The following is a 16,540-nucleotide window of genomic DNA, read 5'->3' as shown; positions in this document are numbered from 1 at the left end:
GCGCCCAAGGCCATTTTTGAGGCCTTCGTCCCCGCGCCGCGCGGGGGATTCACCGCGGGTTTCAGGCCGGGCCGGCGGGGGCCATGAACAGGGCGGCCACCAGGTCCGACTGCGTGATCATGCCCACCAGACGGTCCTGCGCGTCAAGCACCGGCATGTGGTGCAGACCGCCATCGGAGAAGCCGCGCACCAGGTCGGCGATGGCCTGTTCGGGGCGGGCGGTGCGCACCTTGCGGGTCATGATGTCTTCGACCCGGCGCGCGGTGTTCATGCGCGGCACGCGGCTGGGGGCTGGCGCGCTCTGGCCGATGAAAAAGTCGTGCAGCGACACGATGCCCACCAGATGCTGCCCGGCATCCACCACGGGCAGCGCCTTGATCTTGTGGTGTGCCAGGCGGGCCCAGGCTTCGTCCACCGAATCACCGGGGCCCACGCTCACCACGTCGCGCGACATGATGTCCTCGCACCGCACACCGCCCCAGTGGCGGCGCTGCGCGTGCAGTTGCGCGCGCGTCATGATTTCTTCGAGGTCGTGGCGGTCGATGTCGAGCAGCTCGCCGAACGAGGCCAGCGCGGCGTCCAGATCTTCCTTGTTGTAGCCCGCGCGCTGGGTGGGCAGCGGGTCGCGCGTGTCGTGGGGACGGCTCTTGGCCACGCCGTGGTGCGGGTAGCTGCGCCCCATGGCGTTGTTGAACAGCAGGGCCAGCGCCAGCATGACCGCCGAATCGGCGGCCACGGGCCAGAGCGCAAAACCAAAACCCAGCTCGTGGATCGCCGGGCCACCCAGCACGGCCGTGAGCGCCACCGCGCCGCCGGGCGGGTGCAGGCAGCGCAGCGCGAACATGGCCGCCACGGCGCCGGTGCCCGCCACCGCGGCGGCCAGGCCCGTCGATCCGAGCCACTGGTGGCAGGCCACGCCGATCAGCGCCGAGAGCACGTTGCCGCCGATGATGGACCAGGGCTGCGCCAGCGGGCTCGCCGGCACCGCAAAAAGCAACACCGCCGAAGCGCCCATGGGCGCGATGAACCAGACGCTGGACGTCCCCAGCGCGTGGCGGCTGAGCCAGTCGGTGCACAGCAGCCCGAGGCCCACGCCCACGCTGCTCAGCCAGAGCTCCCCGCGACCGATGGTCAGCGGGGCCGGGTAGAACGAACGCAGCCAGTTCAGCAGCGGATTCAAGGGCGGGCTTTCAGCGGCCGTGTGTCAACGCCGACCGGATCAGCCTGCGGCCTCCATCCCGTTGCGTTGCTTCGTTGGCCCGGTGGCGGGCGACACCAGGAACGCGAGCAGCGCACGCACCGCTTCGGGCTGCGTGGAGGCCGTGGCCAGGCCGGCCGAGAAGGTGGTGATGATCTGGATTTGTGCGGGCAGGGGGCCGAGCACGTCGATGCCTTCGAGGCTCATGAGTTCGCTCAGCTGCTGGAAGCCCAGCTCGACCTCGCCTTGGGCCACCAGCGAGCCCACGGGCACGCCGGGCGGGGCGGTGACGATGCGGTCCTTGATCTGTTCGGCGATGCCCCAGCGCTCGAAGAGTTTGGCCAGTTGCACGCCGCTGGGGCCGGTGGAATAGCCCAGGGTGCGCGCGGCGAGCACGGCCTGTTTCACGGCGGCTTCGCTGGTGATATCGGGGTGCGGCGCGCCGCGGCGCACGGCCAGCGCCACGCCGGAGTGCACCACGTCCACGGTGCTGCCGGCCATCACCTTGCCGTCGGTGGTGAGCTGGGCCACCGCGTTGGACGCGAGGGCCACGATGTCGAACGCTTCGCCGGCCTGCACGCGTTTGGCGGCGTCCACACCGCCCACGGATTCGAGTTCGATGACCGTGTCCGGGTGCGCCTGCCGGTAGAGGGCGATCAGGTCGGCCAGCACCTGCTTGGTGGCCATGGAAGAAATGATGCGGATGGGGGAAGCCATGCGGTCAGCTCCGGGTGTGCAAGGGTTGTAGGGCGCGCCGCCGTGTTGCGGCGCGAACCCGTGCAATTTAACCGCAAGCCAACGGAGCGGTATTCCTCAGGCCGTGCGTGCACGCCCCCCCTTGTGTCTTCGGCCGCCCGCTGAAGCGGGCTTAACTTCGCTGCGCGAAGTTAGCCTGCGACGAAAGGGCGGCCAGGTGCTGCGCACCTTGTCTTCTGCGCAGATCACGCGCTGCGCGCGCGGCCTCCCTTTTCTGCCCACGTGCGTGTCCAGCGCACCTGCATCGTGCGCATCACGCCCAGCATCAGCACCGAGAACACCGCCATGATCACGAAGCCGGAGAGGAAGCTGTCGGTGTGCTGTTTGGACTGGCCCATCATGGCCGGCACGAGGCCGCCGCCCAGCGCGCCGATCTCGCCGATCATGGAGCCGGCCACGGCGGTGGACATGGGCCAGCGCAGCGGCACCAGCTGGAACAGCGCACCGTTGCCTGCGCCCAGCGCGGCGAAGCAGACGATCAGCAGCAGCGTGGTCAGCACGATGGAGTGCGACGACAGGCCCACGCCCACCAGCGCGACCGACACCACGACCAGCACCACGGTCAGCGTGTTGACGCCGCCCCAGTGGTCGGAGATCCAGCCGCCGAAGATGCGCACCACGGCGCCCATCAGCGCGGCGAGCATGGTGAGCTGACCGGCCTGCACCTTGCTCACGCCGAACTGGTCGTAGTAGTAGGTGGGCAGGAAGGTGGTGATGCCGATGAAGCCGCCGAAGGTGACGACGTAAATCAGGCTGAAGACCCAGCCGTCTTTCTCCAGCAGGCAGGCCAGGTGGTCTTTGATCTTGGCGTGTTGATCGCGGTCGGGCGGCTCCTTGGCCATGAAGGCCACCACCAGCATGGGCACGACCGAGGCGATGGCGGCGAAGCCGTACACCGTCTGCCAGCCGTAGGCCTGCGCCAGCGGCGGCGCCAGCAGCGCGGCGATGGCGGTGCCGGCGTTGCCCGCGCCCACCAGGCCCATGGCCAGGCCTTTGTACTTGGGCGGGTACCAGCCCGAGCCCAGCGACATGGCCACGCCGAAGCTGGCGCCGGCCACGCCCAGCAGCAAGGCCATCTTGAGCATGTCGTCGTAGCTCTGCACGAAGAAGTAGCCGTACGCCATCGTGAAGCAGATCAGCGCCAGCTCGACCAGGGTGGCGGTCTTGCGGCCGACGTATTGCGCCAGCAGGCCGAGCGGGAACCGCATGATCGCGCCTGCCACGATGGGGATGGACAGCAGCAGGCCTTTCTGGGCCGGCGTGAGGTTGAACTCCTCGCTGATGAAGGGCGCCATGGCGCCGTTCATGACCCAGATCACGAACGAGAACGTGAGGTAGAAGAACGCTGCAAACAGCGTCGGTGTGTGCCCGCTTTTCAGGAACGTACGGAAACCCGCCATGGCGTGAACCTTTGAGAGAGAGGTGGGAGGGGATGGAAACCCAGGCCGCAGAGCGTCCGGGCCAGACGGCCGGGTGCGGTGTTTGGGGTGCGCCAGGCGGCCGGAGCCGGCCGTCTGCTGCAACTGAAAAGGCCTTCGTTAGCCTTGCTTGTATCAAGCAGATTTCATGCCCGATCCCGGGGCGTTTCAAGGGGTGCGGATGGCCCGCTGTGCACCAAGCTTGTGTCGCGAGGAGCCGGCGGCGCAAAGAAAAGGGGCATGCCACAAAGCATGCCCCTTTTTGGGTTGGGTGCGGCGCGGGCCGCGTGCCAGTTCAAGCCGCCTTTTCCACGTGCGCCTGGCGCGTGTAGAGAAAGTCGATCACGGCCTTGCGGTGGTGCTGGTATCGCGGATCGTCGGCCAGGGCCACGCGGTTGCGCGGGCGCGGCAGGTCCACGTGCAGCACCTCGCCGATGGTGGCGGCGGGGCCGTTGGTCAACATCACGATCTTGTCGGACAGCAGCACGGCCTCGTCCACGTCGTGCGTGACCATCACCACCGTGCTGTTCGTGCGGGCCACGATGTCGAGCAGTTCGTCCTGCAGCTTGGCGCGGGTCAGTGCATCCAGCGCGCCGAAGGGTTCGTCCATCAGCAGCACCTTGGGTTCCATCGACAGCGCCCGGGCAATGCCCACGCGCTGCTTCATGCCGCCGGAGATTTCACCGGGGCGTTTCTGCGCGGCGGCGGTCAGGCCCACCAGGGCCAGCGCGGCGTCGGTGCGCACCTTCATCTGGATGCGGGTTTCGGTGCGGCTGAACACGCGCTCGACCGCCAGGAAGACGTTCTCGTAGCAGGTGAGCCAGGGCAGCAGCGAGTGGTTCTGGAACACCACCGCGCGCTCCGGGCCGGGGCCGGCGATCTCGCGGTCGGCGCAGAGCAGCACACCGCTGGTGGGTGTGGTCAGGCCGGCGATCAGGTTGAGCAGGGTGGACTTGCCGCAACCCGAGTGGCCGATCAGCGCCACGAACTCGCCCTTGGCGACCGTGAGGTTGATGTCCTTGAGTGCGGGGAACAGGCCCTTCTTGGTCTTGAAGGTCTGCTCGACGCCCTGGATGTCGATGTACCTCGCTTCGTTGCTGTTGCTCATGACTTCACCTCTTCAAACGTAAACAGGGTGGCGATTTTGATCAGGGCGAATTCGAGCAGCAGTCCGACGATGCCGATGACGAAGATCGCGATGATGATGCTGGAGACATTGAGGTTGTTCCACTCGTCCCAGACCCAGAAGCCGATGCCCACGCCGCCGGTCAGCATCTCGGCGGCGACGATCACCAGCCAGGCCGTGCCCACCGCGAGGCGCACACCGGTCAGCAGGTAGGGCAGCACGGCGGGGAACAGGATCTTGGTGAAAATCTTCCATTCGCTCAGGTTGAGCACGCGGGCCACGTTCATGTAGTCCTGCGGCACGCGCTGCACGCCCACCGCGGTGTTGATGATCATGGGCCAGATGGAGCAGATGAAGATGGTCCAGATGGCGGCCGGGTCGGCGCCCTTGAACACCAGCAGGCCGATCGGCAGCCAGGCCAGCGGCGAGACCGGGCGCAGCAGGCTGATGAGCGGGTTGAACATGCGGCTCAAAAACTCGAAGCGCCCGATGGCGAAGCCGGCGGGAATGCCGACCGCTGCGGCCAGACCGAAGCCGATGGCCACGCGCTGCAGCGAGGCCAGCACGTTCCAGCCCACGCCCTGGTCGTTGGGGCCGTTGCTGTAGAACGGGTCAGAAAACACCGTGACGGCCTGCGCCCACGTTTCCAGGGGTTTGGGGATGCCGGTGTTGCCGGTGCTGGCGATCAGTTGCCAGACCAGCACCAGGCAGGCCAGACCCAGCACGGGCGGCAACACCGCCATCCAGAAACCGCGGAAATCGCGGCTCGCGGCCGATGGCCGGGCGCTGACCGCGGCGGGTGCAGCGGGGGCTTCGGTCTTGGGTGGGCTCATGGCTTTTCCAATGGGGCTGGCATGGGACGTGGCGGGCGGCGCGATGGCCTCCAGCGGGGAGTGAAAAACGGCGCTGACCATGGTGGGTTTCCTTTCAGTGCAGAGCGAAGAGAGAGATGCCTTCAAGCGAGCGAGAGGCCTTCAACCCAGAACGCCGCGGAACCGGCTTTGCCGGGCCGCCAGCGTTGCCCCCTTGGGGGGTGACGGCCGAAGGCCGGCGCGGGGGGTTACGCTTTGATCGCGAAGCCATCGGCGTACTTCGCGGGGTCTTTGCCGTCCCACACGATGCCGTCCATCAGCTTGCTGCTGCGCATCGGGTCCTTGGGCACGCTGATGCCCATGGCGCTGGCGACCGACTTGTAGAGGTCAATCTGGTTGATCTGTTTGGCGATGCCGAGGTAGTCGGGGTGGCTCTTGATCAGACCCCAGCGCTTGTGCTGCGTGAGGAACCACATGCCGTCGGACAGGTAGGGGAAGTTGACCTTGCCGTCGTTGAAGAACTTCATGTGGTTCGGGTCGTCCCAGGTCTTGCCCATGCCGTTCTGGTAGCGGCCCAGGATGCGCTGGTTGATCGCGTCCACACCGGTGTTGATGTAGGACTTCTGCGCCACGGTCTCGGCCATCTTCATCTTGTTCTGCAGGCCGGCGTCGATCCAGCGGCTGGCTTCGAGCACGGCCATCATCACGGCGCGCGTGGTGTTGGGGTACTTTTTGGTGAACTCGGCCGTGGTGCCCAGCACCTTCTCGGGGTGGTCGCGCCAGATGTCCTGCGTGGTGTTGGCGGTCACGCCCACGCCGTCCATGATGGCGCGGTGGTTCCAGGGCTCACCGACGCAGAAGCCGTCCATGTTGCCGATGCGCATGTTGGCCACCATCTGCGGCGGAGGCACGGTGATCAGGCGCGCACCCGAGATCGGGTTGATGCCCGCGGCGGCCAGCCAGTAGTGCATCCACATGGCGTGCGTGCCGGTGGGGAAGGTGCCGGCAAAGGTGTAGTCGCGCTTGTTGGCGGCCATGAACTTGGCCAGCGACGGGCCGTCCACGGCGCCCTTGTCGGCCAGTGCTTTGCTCAGCGTGATGGCCTGGCCGTTGTTGTTCAGGCTCATCAGCACGGCCATGTCTTTCTTGGGGCCGGCGGTGCCCATGTGCACGCCGTAGACCAGGCCGTAGAGCACGTGGGCGAAGTCGAGCTCGCCGTTGACCAGCTTGTCGCGCACGCCGGCCCAGCTGGCTTCCTTGCTGGGGATGATCTTCACGCCGTACTTCTTGTCGAAGCCCAGCACCGAAGCCATCACCACGCTGGCGCAGTCGGTCAGGGGAATGAAACCGATCTTGACCTCGGTCTTTTCCGGTGCGTCGGAGCCGGCGGCCCAGACGCCGCTGTGGCCCAGGGTGGAGAAGAAGGTGGCGGTGGCCGCACCCTTCTTGATGAAGGCGCGGCGCGAGGCCGGTGCCGGGGTCTCGGGCACGGTCGCCACGGTGGGGGTGGTGCTGCTTGCGGTCATGTCCAACTCCTTGCTGAAGAAAAAAGCGGTGGCCAAAAACAAAACGGCGCCCATTTCCAGCCCAGCTTGGTGCGGGCTTGAAATGGACGCCGTTGTCCTGTGTGTCTCGGGAGACTTCGGGATCGCGCCGCCATTGGCGCTCACCCTTTGCGTTTTATCAAGCAGGGACCGTGCCAGAAGAAAGGCATCTACCGTGTCGGAACCCGAAGAAGCTTGTTATTCAAGGACAAAATGGCATTTCAGGGCACGTGGCTGGTGTCGGATCGGCCGCCAGCGCGGTGAAGTTCCGGTGCGTTGGGGGCCTCAGCTTGGTGCACCGGCGGGGTGCGGCACGGGTTTTGTGCGCTGCAGCACAGCGCGTGGTTTCAGCGCCGCCGATCGGGCAGCACCTCGGCCATGGACAGCACCGCTTCGGCCACGTCGATGAGGCGGCGGTTCTGGTTCATGGCCATCTGGCGCAGGGTCTTGTGGGCCTCGGCCTCGCTCAGGTTGCGGTGTGCCATCAGCAGGCCCTTGGCGCGTTCGACCAGCTTGCGTTCGTTGAGGCTGGCGCGCACGGTGTCGAGTTCGTCGCTGATGGCCTGCAGGCGGCGCGACTGGTCCTGCACCAGATCGAGGATGGAGCGGTCAAGCTGCACGCCATAGCCCTGCGCCGGGCCGGGGCCGCTCACGTGGTCGGGCACCGGGTCGTGGAAGAACGAGAGCGCGTCTTCGGGTTGCACGGCGGCCGGGTGGATGCCCTCGAAGGCCTTCAGCTCGGCCAGGGCGGCCTGGGTCTTGTGCTCGCACAGGCGCTGCAGGCTGTCGGCGAGCCGGTCCTCGACCGTTTTCATGCGGTCCATGCGCAGGCTGCAGCAGTCGAACCAGGGCTGGCTCTGGTTGGCGTCGATCGGGCTGCCGTCGGCGGCGGTGCAGAGCACGCGGCGCATGCGCTCGAGTTCGGCCCGGGCGGCCACGGTGTCCTGGTCGGCGGTGGCCCAGAGCGTGGCGAGTTCGTCGCTGGCGAATTCCTTGAACACCTGCAGGCAACGCTCCTGCGAGTCGATCAGGTGCAGCAGGCGCTGCTGCCCGGCGCTGTCGGCACGGCCGCTGGCATACAGGGCCGAGCCGGCAGCGCGCTCCTGGCCGGCGAACTCCTTGCCCTGCATGAAGTTGAACAGCGCCACCAGATGGCGCGAGATGGCGGGGTCGCTGGCGCTGTCGGCGGCCTCGAACACCACTGCGATCAGGCCGGCGATCAGGCGCACGTAGGCTTCGGTGGTTTCGCGCGCCGTCCAGGCCTGGGTGTCGATGCGCTCGCGCAGGGCGGGCAGGGCGTCGAGCCCGTGCAGCACGTAGGCGATGCGGCTGAACAGGCGCGCGCCGTGGCCGAGGTGGGCGGCCTGGGTGTCGAGGCTGTCAAAGCAGCAGCGCAGCTCGGCTTCGGTGGCCCGGCATTCGGCGATCTGCTGCTGGCGTGGTTCGGCAAAGCGGGTGCCCTGTGAGCCGAGGAACAGGTTGGACAGGCCGCGCTCGCGCTGCAGGCCATGCACCAGCCGGCCGGTCACGTTCACCAGCGCGCTGGTGAGTGCGAGCTGGCGCAGCGCGTCGATCTCGCAGCGCTTGGCGGCGATGAGGAAGTTCAGGCCCGATTTGAGGGGCAGGGCGGAGGGGGTCATGCTGGAATCGGATCAGCAATAACTGTGCCGTTCGCCGCAGAGGCGCGGCTTTCAGCGCGAGCCGGGCTGCCAGGCCCGGACAGTATCCGATGGTCCCGCAGGCCGGGGTGCCTGCGGTGTCAGGCCTGGGCGGCTTCGCTTTCGCGTGGGATCCGGGCCAGCGCGGCACCCGGCATCAGCTGCGCGCGCAGGCCCACCACGCCGCCCACCATGATCAGGGCCGGGGGCTTCACGCCGTGGCTCAGCGCCAGCTGGGGCAGATCGGCCAGGGTGCCGGTGATGCAGCGCTCGTCGGGCAGGGTGGCCTTTTCCACCAGCGCCGCCGGTGTGTCGCCCCGCAGGCCGTGGGCGATGAGCTGGCGGCAGATCTCGGGCAGGTTGTTCACGCCCATGTAGAGCACCACGGTCTGGCGCGGGCGCGCGAGCATGGGCCAGTCCATGTCGAGGCCGCGCTCGTCGCGCGTGTGGCCGGTGGCCAACACCAGCGCACAGGCGTGGTCGCGGTGGGTCAGCGGTATGCCCACCGACGCGGCCGCGCCCTGCGCGGCGGTGAGCCCGGGCACGACGGTGAAGGGGATGCCGGCCGCTGCCAGCGCCTGGGCTTCTTCGCCGCCGCGGCCAAAGATGTAGCCGTCGCCGCCCTTGAGGCGCAGCACCGCGCGCCCGCTGCGTGCGAGCCGCAGCATGAGTTCGATGATCGAGGCCTGGGGCAGGGTGTGGCGCGACGATTCCTTGCCCACATACACGCGGTCGGCACCGGGCGGCAGGAAGTCGAGCACGGCCGGGCTCACCAGGTGGTCGTAAAGCACCAGTTTCGCAGCCTGCAGGGCCTTCACCGCTTTCAGGGTGAGCAGTTCGGGGTCGCCGGGGCCGGCGCCCACCAGGGTCACCAGGCCGGGTGGGCGGTCGTCCGTTGCCGTGCCGTCCCCGGGCCAGCCGGGCGCCAGCCAGTGGCTGTGTTCCATCACGCTCATGGGGCTCTCTCCTGGGTGTTGTCTGGCGTTCATTGTTGTCAGGCAGAAAGCCAACGTCCTTGAACTGGTTCAAGGACAGGGCCCACGCGCCGCCCGACGATGGGCGCAGCTCGTTGACCGGCGATGGACAGCAGCCAGGCGAGCGGGTCTGACACCCCGGGAGGGCAGAGGGCCACATCCACAGCTGATCCAAGACGGAGAGAGAAAACCCATGAAACCCACCAAGATCATCCTGAGCTCGCTCGCGATGGCGGCCATGCTGGTTGCCGGCGGCCTGCACGCCCAGGACAAGAAGCACCTCAGTCAGCCGGAATCGAATTACCAGGCGGGCAGCTCGCCCATCGGCGACGAGCCCATGGTGCAGAGCGTGAACCCGAAGGCGCCGCCCATGACGCAGGCCGAGTTCGATGTGGCGCGCAAGGTGTATTTCGAGCGTTGCGCCGGCTGCCACGGCGTGCTGCGCAAGGGCGCCACCGGCAAGGCACTCACACCCGACATCACGGTCGGCAAGGGCACCGAATACCTGAAGGTCTTCATCGCCTACGGCTCGCCGGCCGGCATGCCGAACTGGCAGACCAGCGGCGAGATGACCGATAAGGAAGTGGACATGATGGCGCGCTACATCCAGCACGAGCCACCGACCCCACCCGAGTTCGGCATGGAGGAGATGAAGGCGACATGGAAGGTGATCGTGCCGCCCGAGAAGCGGCCCACCAGGAAGATGAACAACTACAACATCGCCAACATCTTCAGCACCACGCTGCGCGACACCGGTGAAGTGGCGCTGATCGACGGCGACACCAAGAAGATCATCAACATCGTCAAGACCGGCTACGCGGTGCACATCTCGCGCACCTCGGCGTCCGGGCGCTACCTGTTCGTGATCGGGCGCGACGCCAAGATCAACATGATCGACCTCTGGATGGCGACCCCCGACAACGTGGCCGAGATCCGCACCGGCCTCGAAGCGCGCTCGGTGGAAACCAGCAAGTACAAGGGCTTCGAAGACAAGTACGCCATTGCTGGTTCGTACTGGCCGCCGCAATTCGTGATCATGAACGGCGACACGCTGGAGCCGCTGAAGATCGTCTCGACCCGCGGCGTGACGGTGGACAAGCAGGAGTACCACCCCGAGCCGCGCGTGGCCTCCATCGTGGGCAGCCACTACAAGCCCGAGTTCGTGGTGAACGTGAAGGAAACCGGCCAGACCCTGCTGGTGGACTACTCCAACATCGACGCGCTGAAGGTCACCACCATCGGCACCGCGCGCTTCCTGCACGACGGCGGCCTCGATTCCTCCAAGCGCTACTTCATGGTGGCGGCCAACAACAGCAACAAGATCGCTGCGGTCGACCTCAAGGAAGGCAAGCTCACCAAGCTGATCGACGTGGGCAAGATTCCCCATCCGGGCCGCGGTGCGAACTTCATCCATCCGAAGTTCGGCCCCGTCTGGTCCACCGGCCACCTGGGCGATGAAACCATCGCCCTGATCGGCACCGATCCGGTGAAACACCCCAAGCAAGCCTGGACAGTGGTGCAGACCCTGACGGGTCAAGGCGGCGGTGCGCTGTTCATCAAGAGCCATCCGAAGAGCAAGCACCTGTATTCGGACACGCCGCTGAACCCCGATCCGAAGATCTCGCAATCGGTCGCGGTGTACGACATCAACAACCTGGAGAAGGGCTTTGTCGTGCTGCCGATCGCCGAGTGGGCGGGCATCAAGGACGACGGCGCCAAGCGCGTCGTGCAGCCCGAGTTCAACAAGGCGGGCGACGAGGTCTGGTTCGCGGTCTGGAGTGCCAAGAACAAGGAGAGCGCGCTGGTCATCGTCGACGACAAGACGCTCAAGCTCAAGGCCGTGATCAAGGACCCGCGCCTGATCACGCCGACGGGCCACTTCAACGTGCACAACACGCAAAACGACGTGTATTGACTCCCCCCTGCGCCGCTGACGCGGCTTCCCCCCTGAGGGGGGACGGCCCTGGTGGCCCGGCAAAGCCGGTTCCACGGGGCCCTGGGTGAAGTCACTTCGTTGTTGTGAGTCTTTTGATGGCCATGAACCTTCGTTTTCTGCTTTCTCTGTTGCTGGTGTCTCCTGCTTTTGCTGCGTCTGCGCAGCCTGCAGGTGAGCCGGATGCAGCGCGGTCGGCGGTGCTGGTGCGCATGGTCCGGCAGGACTGCGGGTCCTGCCACGGCATGCGCCTGACCGGTGGACTGGGCCCGGCCCTGACACCGGCGGCGCTGGCCGATTTCCCTATTGACAGCCTGTCCGCCGTGATCTTTCACGGGCGGCCCGGCACCCCCATGCCGCCCTGGCGGGCGATGCTCAGCGAGCCCGAGGCGCGCTGGATCGCACAACGCCTGCAACAGGGTTTTCCTGAAGAAATGGTGAAAGCACCATGAAACGCCGCACATGGCTGGCCACTGCGGCCACCCTGTCTTCTTTTGCCGCGCTCGGCGGCCTCGCCGGCTGCGCCGCGCCCGTGCAACGCGGCACCGGCGACCTCGGCGTGGTCATTGGCCGCGCCAACGGCACGCTCTACCTCGTGGACACCACGGCCCAGGTGCTGATCGGCAAGGTGCCCGACCTGGGCGACCTCTCGCACGCCTCGGTGGTGTTCTCGCGCGACGGCCTGTTCGCCTACGTGTTCGGGCGCGATGGTGGCCTCACCCAGGTCAACCTGCTGGAGCGCCGCATCACCCGTCGCGTGATGCAGGCGGGCAATTCCATCGGCGGCGCGATCAGCGCCGACGGCTCGCTGGTGGCGGCACAGAACTACACGCCCGGCGGCGTGAAGGTGTTCGACGCGCGCACGCTGGAACTGCTGGCCGACATCCCCGCCGAGTACGGTCCCGGAAAACTCTCTCGCGTGGTTGGCCTGGTCGATCTGCCCGGCCGGCGTTTCGCCTACAGCCTGTTCGACGCCAACGCGATCTGGGTCACCGACTGTTCGGACCCACGCCACCCCAAGACACAGAAGTTCGAGAACATCGGCCGCCAGCCCTACGACGCGCTGGTCACGCCCAACGGCCGCCACTACATCGCCGGCCTGTTCGGCGAAGACGGTCTGGCCATGATCGACCTCTGGGCAGAAGATTGCCCCCAGGTCAGGGCTGCGCCCAGCCCGCCCCCCGAGGGGGGCAAGGAAACTTGGGGCGGCCCGGCGTTTCCTTGTCAGCCCAAGGTCCAGCGCATCCTCGGCGGTTACGGCAAGGGCCAGGATCCGCTGCCGGTCTACAAGATGCCGCACCTGCGCGGCTGGGCCGTGGCCGGGCGCCGCGCCTACCTGCCCGCCATCGGCCGCCACGAGGTGCTGGTGGTCGACACCGAGACCTGGGCCGAAGTCGGCCGCATCCCCGTGGCCGGCCAGCCGGTGTTCGTGATGGCGCGGCCCGATGGCCGGCAGGTGTGGGTGAACTTCTCCGTGCCCGATTACCACCGCGTGCAGGTCATCGACACGCAGAGCCAGCAGATCGTGCAGACGCTGGAGCCCGGCAAGGCCGTGCTGCACATGGAGTTCACGCCGCGCGGTGAAGCGGTGTGGATCAGCAGCCGCGACGACAACCGCGTGAGCATCGTCGACACGCAGAGCTTTGCCACCCGTGCGCGGCTCGATGTGCCCGCGCCCAGTGGCATCTTCTTCACCGCGCGCGCCGCGCGGGTGGGGTTCTGAGCCATGAGCGCCGCCCGGCCGTCCCGAAGGCGTTCAGCCCCGCAGTGCGCAGCACGGAGGGCAGTCCAGTGAACGCGCGCGATGCCTCTTCCTTCCCGATGAGCGCAGCCGATATGGCCTTGCTCAATCCCTGGCAACACGGCTTCCCGCTGGTGCGCGAGCCGTTCGCTCACATCGCCCAGGCGCTGGACCTGCGCGAGGCGGACGTGCTCGCAGCCTGCGAGCGGCTGCAGCGCGAAGGTGCCATCAGCCGCATCGGCGGGGTCTTTGCCCCTGGGGCCGGTGGCGCGGCCTTGCTCGCCGCCATGGCGGTGCCCGCCGAGCGCATGGCCGCGGTGTCGGCCACCGTGTCGGCCCACCCCGGCGTGAACCACAACTACGAGCGCGAGCACGCCTTCAACCTCTGGTTCGTGATGACCGGGCGCGACGCGCCGGCCGTGGAAGCGGCCCTGTTGTCGCTGGAACAGGCCACGGGTCTGCCTGCGCTGCGCCTGCGCATGCAGCGCGCCTACCGCATCGACCTCGGTTTCGACCTGCGCCACAGCACCGCCGTGCGGCCCATGCGCGCGTCCAGCGGCGGGGCCGATCCCATTGCGCCGGCCGACCGGCCACTGGCCGAACAGGTTGAAGCGGGGCTGCCCATCACGGCGCACCCCTTCGACACCTGGGCCGAAAGAACCGGCCGGTCGGTGGTGGATGTGCTCTACACGCTGCAGCACTGGCTGGACGCCGGCACGCTCAAACGTTTCGGCGTCGTGGTGCGGCATCACGAGCTGGGCTTTGCCGCCAACGCCATGACCGTGTTCGACGTGCCCGATGAACAGGTGGATGCGTGCGGCGAGGCGCTGGCGCGCCAGCCCGGCGTGACCCTGGCCTACCGGCGCGAGCGCGCCGGGCCGTGGCCCTACAACCTGTATTGCATGGTGCACGGCACCGACCGCACGTTGGTGCAGGGCGTGATCGACCGCGTGGTGGCCGCCGCGGGATTGGCTGGCCACCGGCGCACCGTGCTGTTTTCCACCCGCCGCTTCAAGCAGACCGGCGCACACCGGTTCCGTGCGCTGCCGCTGCCCACCCAGGAGGTGTCCCATGCTCTCGACGGATGACGCCCGCCTGGTCAGCTTCTTGCACGGCGGCTTTCCGCTGAGCGACCGGCCGTTTGCCGACGTGGCCGTGCAGCTCGGCTGCAGCGAAGACGCGGTGATCGAACGCCTGCAGCACCTGCTGTCGCACGGCGACCTGACCCGTTTCGGCCCGCTGTTCCAGATCGAACGCGCCGGTGGCCGTTTCGTCCTGGCCGCCCTGGCCGTGCCCGAAGAACGCTTCGACGCCGTGGTGCAACAGCTGGACGCGATGAACGAGGTGGCCCACAACTACCGCCGCGAATCGGCGCACCCGGACCAGCCCGGCGCGACGCCGCTCAATATGTGGTTCGTGCTGGCGGTCGAGTCGGCGGATGTCATTCAGCGGGTGATCGCACAGATCGAGATCGCGACCGGTTTGCCGGTGTATGCCTTCCCCAAAGAGCGCGAGTTCTTTGTGGAACTGAAACTGCCTCTGTTCGAAGGAGGCGCCCATGGCCCTCGATGAACTCGACCGCCGCCTGATCCGCGCCACCCAGGCCGGTTTGCCCCTGGTGCCGCGGCCCTACGAGGCTGTGGGCGCCACGCTGGGCATCAGCGGTGAGCAGGTGCGCGAGCGCCTGCAGGCCATGCTGGACGCGGGCCTGATCCGCCGCATCGGCGCCGTGCCCAACCACTACCGCCTGGGCTTCACCGCCAACGGCATGAGCGTGTGGGACGTGGCCGACGAGGTGGTCGATCAACTCGGTGAACGCATCGGCCGGCTGCCCTTTGTCAGCCACTGCTACCGCCGACCGAGGCGCTTGCCGGTCTGGTCTTACAACCTCTTCGCCATGCTGCACGGCCGCTCGCGCGAAGAAGTCGAACAGCAGGCGCAAGAGATTGCCGTCTTGCTGGGCGGTGCCTGCCGCGCCCACGACATCCTGTATTCGACCGCGATCCTGAAAAAGACAGGCCTGCGGTTGACCGAATCCTGAAACGAAAGCCTCACCATGTTTCGCATCAGCCAGTACATGCGCGAGATCGCCGAAGCCGAGCGCACCGGCCAGTATCCGACGCCCGCGCCCCGCGTGCGCCAGCAGCCCGGCAAGGACGCCCGCGTGGCGGCGGGTCAACGGCCCGGTCCGGTCGTGATCTGGAACCTGATCCGTCGCTGCAATCTGACCTGCAAGCATTGTTACGCACTGTCCGCCGATCACGAGTACACGGGTGAGCTCTCGCGCGACGAGGTGTTCACCGTCATGGACGACCTCAAGACCTACCGCGTGCCGGTGCTCATCCTCTCCGGTGGCGAGCCGCTGATGCGGCCCGACATCTTCGACATCGCGGAACGCTCGCGCGCGATGGGCTTCTACACCGGCCTGTCCACCAACGGCACGCTGATCGACGCACCCATGGCCGACCGAATAGCCGCCACCGGCTTCGACTACGTCGGCATCAGCCTGGACGGCCTGCGCGAAATCCACGACAAGTTCCGCCGGCTCGACGGCGCATTTGACCGCAGCCTCGCGGCGGTGCGCCTGCTGCACGCCCGTGGCGTCAAGGTGGGTCTGCGCTACACCATGACCGCGCTCAACGCGCACGACTTCGCGCCGCTGCTGGACCTGATGCGCACCGAGCGGGTGGACAAGTTCTATTTCTCACACCTCAACTACGCCGGCCGCGGCAACATCCACCGCGGCCAGGACGTGCAGCACCTGGCCACGCGCGAGGCGCTCGACCTGCTGTACGAACGCGCCTGGGACGCCGCCCGCCGCGGGCTGGACGAGGAGTACGTGACCGGCAACAACGACGCCGACGGTCCCTACCTGCTGCAGTGGGTGCAGGCCCGCTTTCCGCGCTGGGCCGACGCGCTGCGTGAACGCCTGGTGGCCTGGGGCGGCAACAGCAGCGGCGTCAACGTGGCCAACATCGACAACCTCGGCCATGTGCACCCCGACACCATGTGGTGGCACCACACGATCGGCGATGTGCGCCAGCGCCCGTTCTCACAGATCTGGAGCGACACCAGCGAACCGCTGATGGCGGGCCTGAAGGCGTTTCCGCGGCCGGTCGAAGGCCGCTGCGCCAGTTGCCAGCACTTCGCCCTCTGCGGCGGCAACACCCGAACGCGCGCCCAGCAGCTCACCGGCAATCCCTGGGCCGAAGACCCGGGCTGTTACCTCACCGACGAAGAGATCGGCGCCGTGGCCGGGAGCGATGCCGACCGGCTCGCGCTCACACCGTTCCGCAAGGTCCACATCCTGCGTCAGGAGGCCAGCCATGTCTGATCCGATCAAGCAACGTGCCACCGCAGCGCTGGCCAATGTCGCCCGC

At 67.4% G+C, this 16,540-nt stretch carries 15 protein-coding genes; 7 read left to right on the top strand and 8 right to left on the bottom strand.

Annotation, left to right across the window (positions count from 1 at the left end; translation table 11 throughout):
* Window positions 1-61: 61 nt before the first annotated feature.
* From AC23D4_RS08080 to cobA, 8 genes are all read right to left on the bottom strand, one after another.
* Window positions 62-1,180 carry an HPP family protein gene (locus AC23D4_RS08080; RefSeq protein ID WP_472889560.1) on the bottom strand — a complete coding sequence of 373 codons (1,119 nt, stop codon included), beginning with the start codon at window positions 1,178-1,180 and terminating at the stop codon, window positions 62-64.
* 39 nt (window positions 1,181-1,219) lie between these two features.
* The gene (locus AC23D4_RS08075) at window positions 1,220-1,915 is read right to left on the bottom strand and encodes a substrate-binding domain-containing protein (RefSeq protein WP_472889561.1); all 696 of its coding nucleotides are present in this window, start codon (window positions 1,913-1,915) and stop codon (window positions 1,220-1,222) included.
* A 224-nt stretch (window positions 1,916-2,139) separates the two neighbouring features.
* Window positions 2,140-3,354 carry an MFS transporter gene (locus tag AC23D4_RS08070; protein WP_472889562.1) on the bottom strand — a complete coding sequence of 405 codons (1,215 nt, stop codon included), beginning with the start codon at window positions 3,352-3,354 and terminating at the stop codon, window positions 2,140-2,142.
* 313 nt (window positions 3,355-3,667) lie between these two features.
* Window positions 3,668-4,480 (bottom strand): ABC transporter ATP-binding protein, encoded by an 813-nt coding sequence (locus AC23D4_RS08065; RefSeq protein ID WP_472889563.1) that lies wholly within the window; start codon window positions 4,478-4,480, stop codon window positions 3,668-3,670.
* On the bottom strand, window positions 4,477-5,412 hold the full coding sequence (gene ntrB / locus AC23D4_RS08060) for a nitrate ABC transporter permease (protein ID WP_472889564.1): 936 nt from the start codon (window positions 5,410-5,412) through the stop codon (window positions 4,477-4,479). The genes AC23D4_RS08065 and ntrB overlap by 4 nt, the downstream gene beginning before the upstream one ends.
* Window positions 5,413-5,558: 146 nt before the next feature.
* The gene (locus AC23D4_RS08055) at window positions 5,559-6,836 is read right to left on the bottom strand and encodes a CmpA/NrtA family ABC transporter substrate-binding protein (RefSeq protein ID WP_472889565.1); all 1,278 of its coding nucleotides are present in this window, start codon (window positions 6,834-6,836) and stop codon (window positions 5,559-5,561) included.
* 365 nt (window positions 6,837-7,201) lie between these two features.
* A complete protein-coding gene (locus AC23D4_RS08050; RefSeq protein ID WP_472889566.1) occupies window positions 7,202-8,494 on the bottom strand; it encodes a nitrate- and nitrite sensing domain-containing protein in 1,293 nt (430 codons plus the stop codon).
* Window positions 8,495-8,613: 119 nt separating this feature from the next.
* Window positions 8,614-9,468, bottom strand: a complete 855-nt coding sequence (cobA, locus tag AC23D4_RS08045; RefSeq protein WP_472889567.1) for a uroporphyrinogen-III C-methyltransferase — start codon at window positions 9,466-9,468, stop codon at window positions 8,614-8,616.
* A 211-nt stretch (window positions 9,469-9,679) separates the two neighbouring features.
* Between cobA and AC23D4_RS08040 the strand changes: the two genes are divergently transcribed.
* The 7 genes from AC23D4_RS08040 (at window position 9,680) to nirJ (ending at window position 16,494) form a co-directional block, all read left to right on the top strand.
* Entirely contained in the window at window positions 9,680-11,401 is a 1,722-nt protein-coding gene (locus AC23D4_RS08040) for a cytochrome D1 domain-containing protein (protein ID WP_472889568.1), read from the top strand.
* Between the two features lie 122 nt (window positions 11,402-11,523).
* The gene (locus tag AC23D4_RS08035) at window positions 11,524-11,871 is read left to right on the top strand and encodes a c-type cytochrome (RefSeq protein ID WP_472889569.1); all 348 of its coding nucleotides are present in this window, start codon (window positions 11,524-11,526) and stop codon (window positions 11,869-11,871) included.
* Window positions 11,868-13,142 carry a cytochrome D1 domain-containing protein gene (locus tag AC23D4_RS08030; protein ID WP_472889570.1) on the top strand — a complete coding sequence of 425 codons (1,275 nt, stop codon included), beginning with the start codon at window positions 11,868-11,870 and terminating at the stop codon, window positions 13,140-13,142. The genes AC23D4_RS08035 and AC23D4_RS08030 overlap by 4 nt, the downstream gene beginning before the upstream one ends.
* Window positions 13,143-13,240: 98 nt before the next feature.
* Window positions 13,241-14,248, top strand: a complete 1,008-nt coding sequence (gene ahbB / locus AC23D4_RS08025) for a siroheme decarboxylase subunit beta (protein ID WP_472889571.1) — start codon at window positions 13,241-13,243, stop codon at window positions 14,246-14,248.
* Window positions 14,232-14,732, top strand: a complete 501-nt coding sequence (locus AC23D4_RS08020; RefSeq protein WP_472889572.1) for an Lrp/AsnC family transcriptional regulator — start codon at window positions 14,232-14,234, stop codon at window positions 14,730-14,732. Before ahbB (AC23D4_RS08025) ends, AC23D4_RS08020 begins: the two co-directional genes overlap by 17 nt.
* Window positions 14,719-15,201 carry a siroheme decarboxylase subunit beta gene (gene ahbB / locus AC23D4_RS08015; protein WP_472889573.1) on the top strand — a complete coding sequence of 161 codons (483 nt, stop codon included), beginning with the start codon at window positions 14,719-14,721 and terminating at the stop codon, window positions 15,199-15,201. The genes AC23D4_RS08020 and ahbB (AC23D4_RS08015) overlap by 14 nt, the downstream gene beginning before the upstream one ends.
* 15 nt (window positions 15,202-15,216) lie before the next feature.
* On the top strand, window positions 15,217-16,494 hold the full coding sequence (nirJ, locus tag AC23D4_RS08010) for a heme d1 biosynthesis radical SAM protein NirJ (protein ID WP_472889574.1): 1,278 nt from the start codon (window positions 15,217-15,219) through the stop codon (window positions 16,492-16,494).
* Window positions 16,495-16,540 lie beyond the last annotated feature (46 nt).

The organism is Hydrogenophaga sp. L76, assembly GCF_057654755.1.
Note: the sequence above shows the minus strand (reverse complement) of the source record. Positions and strands in the feature narration are given on the sequence as shown.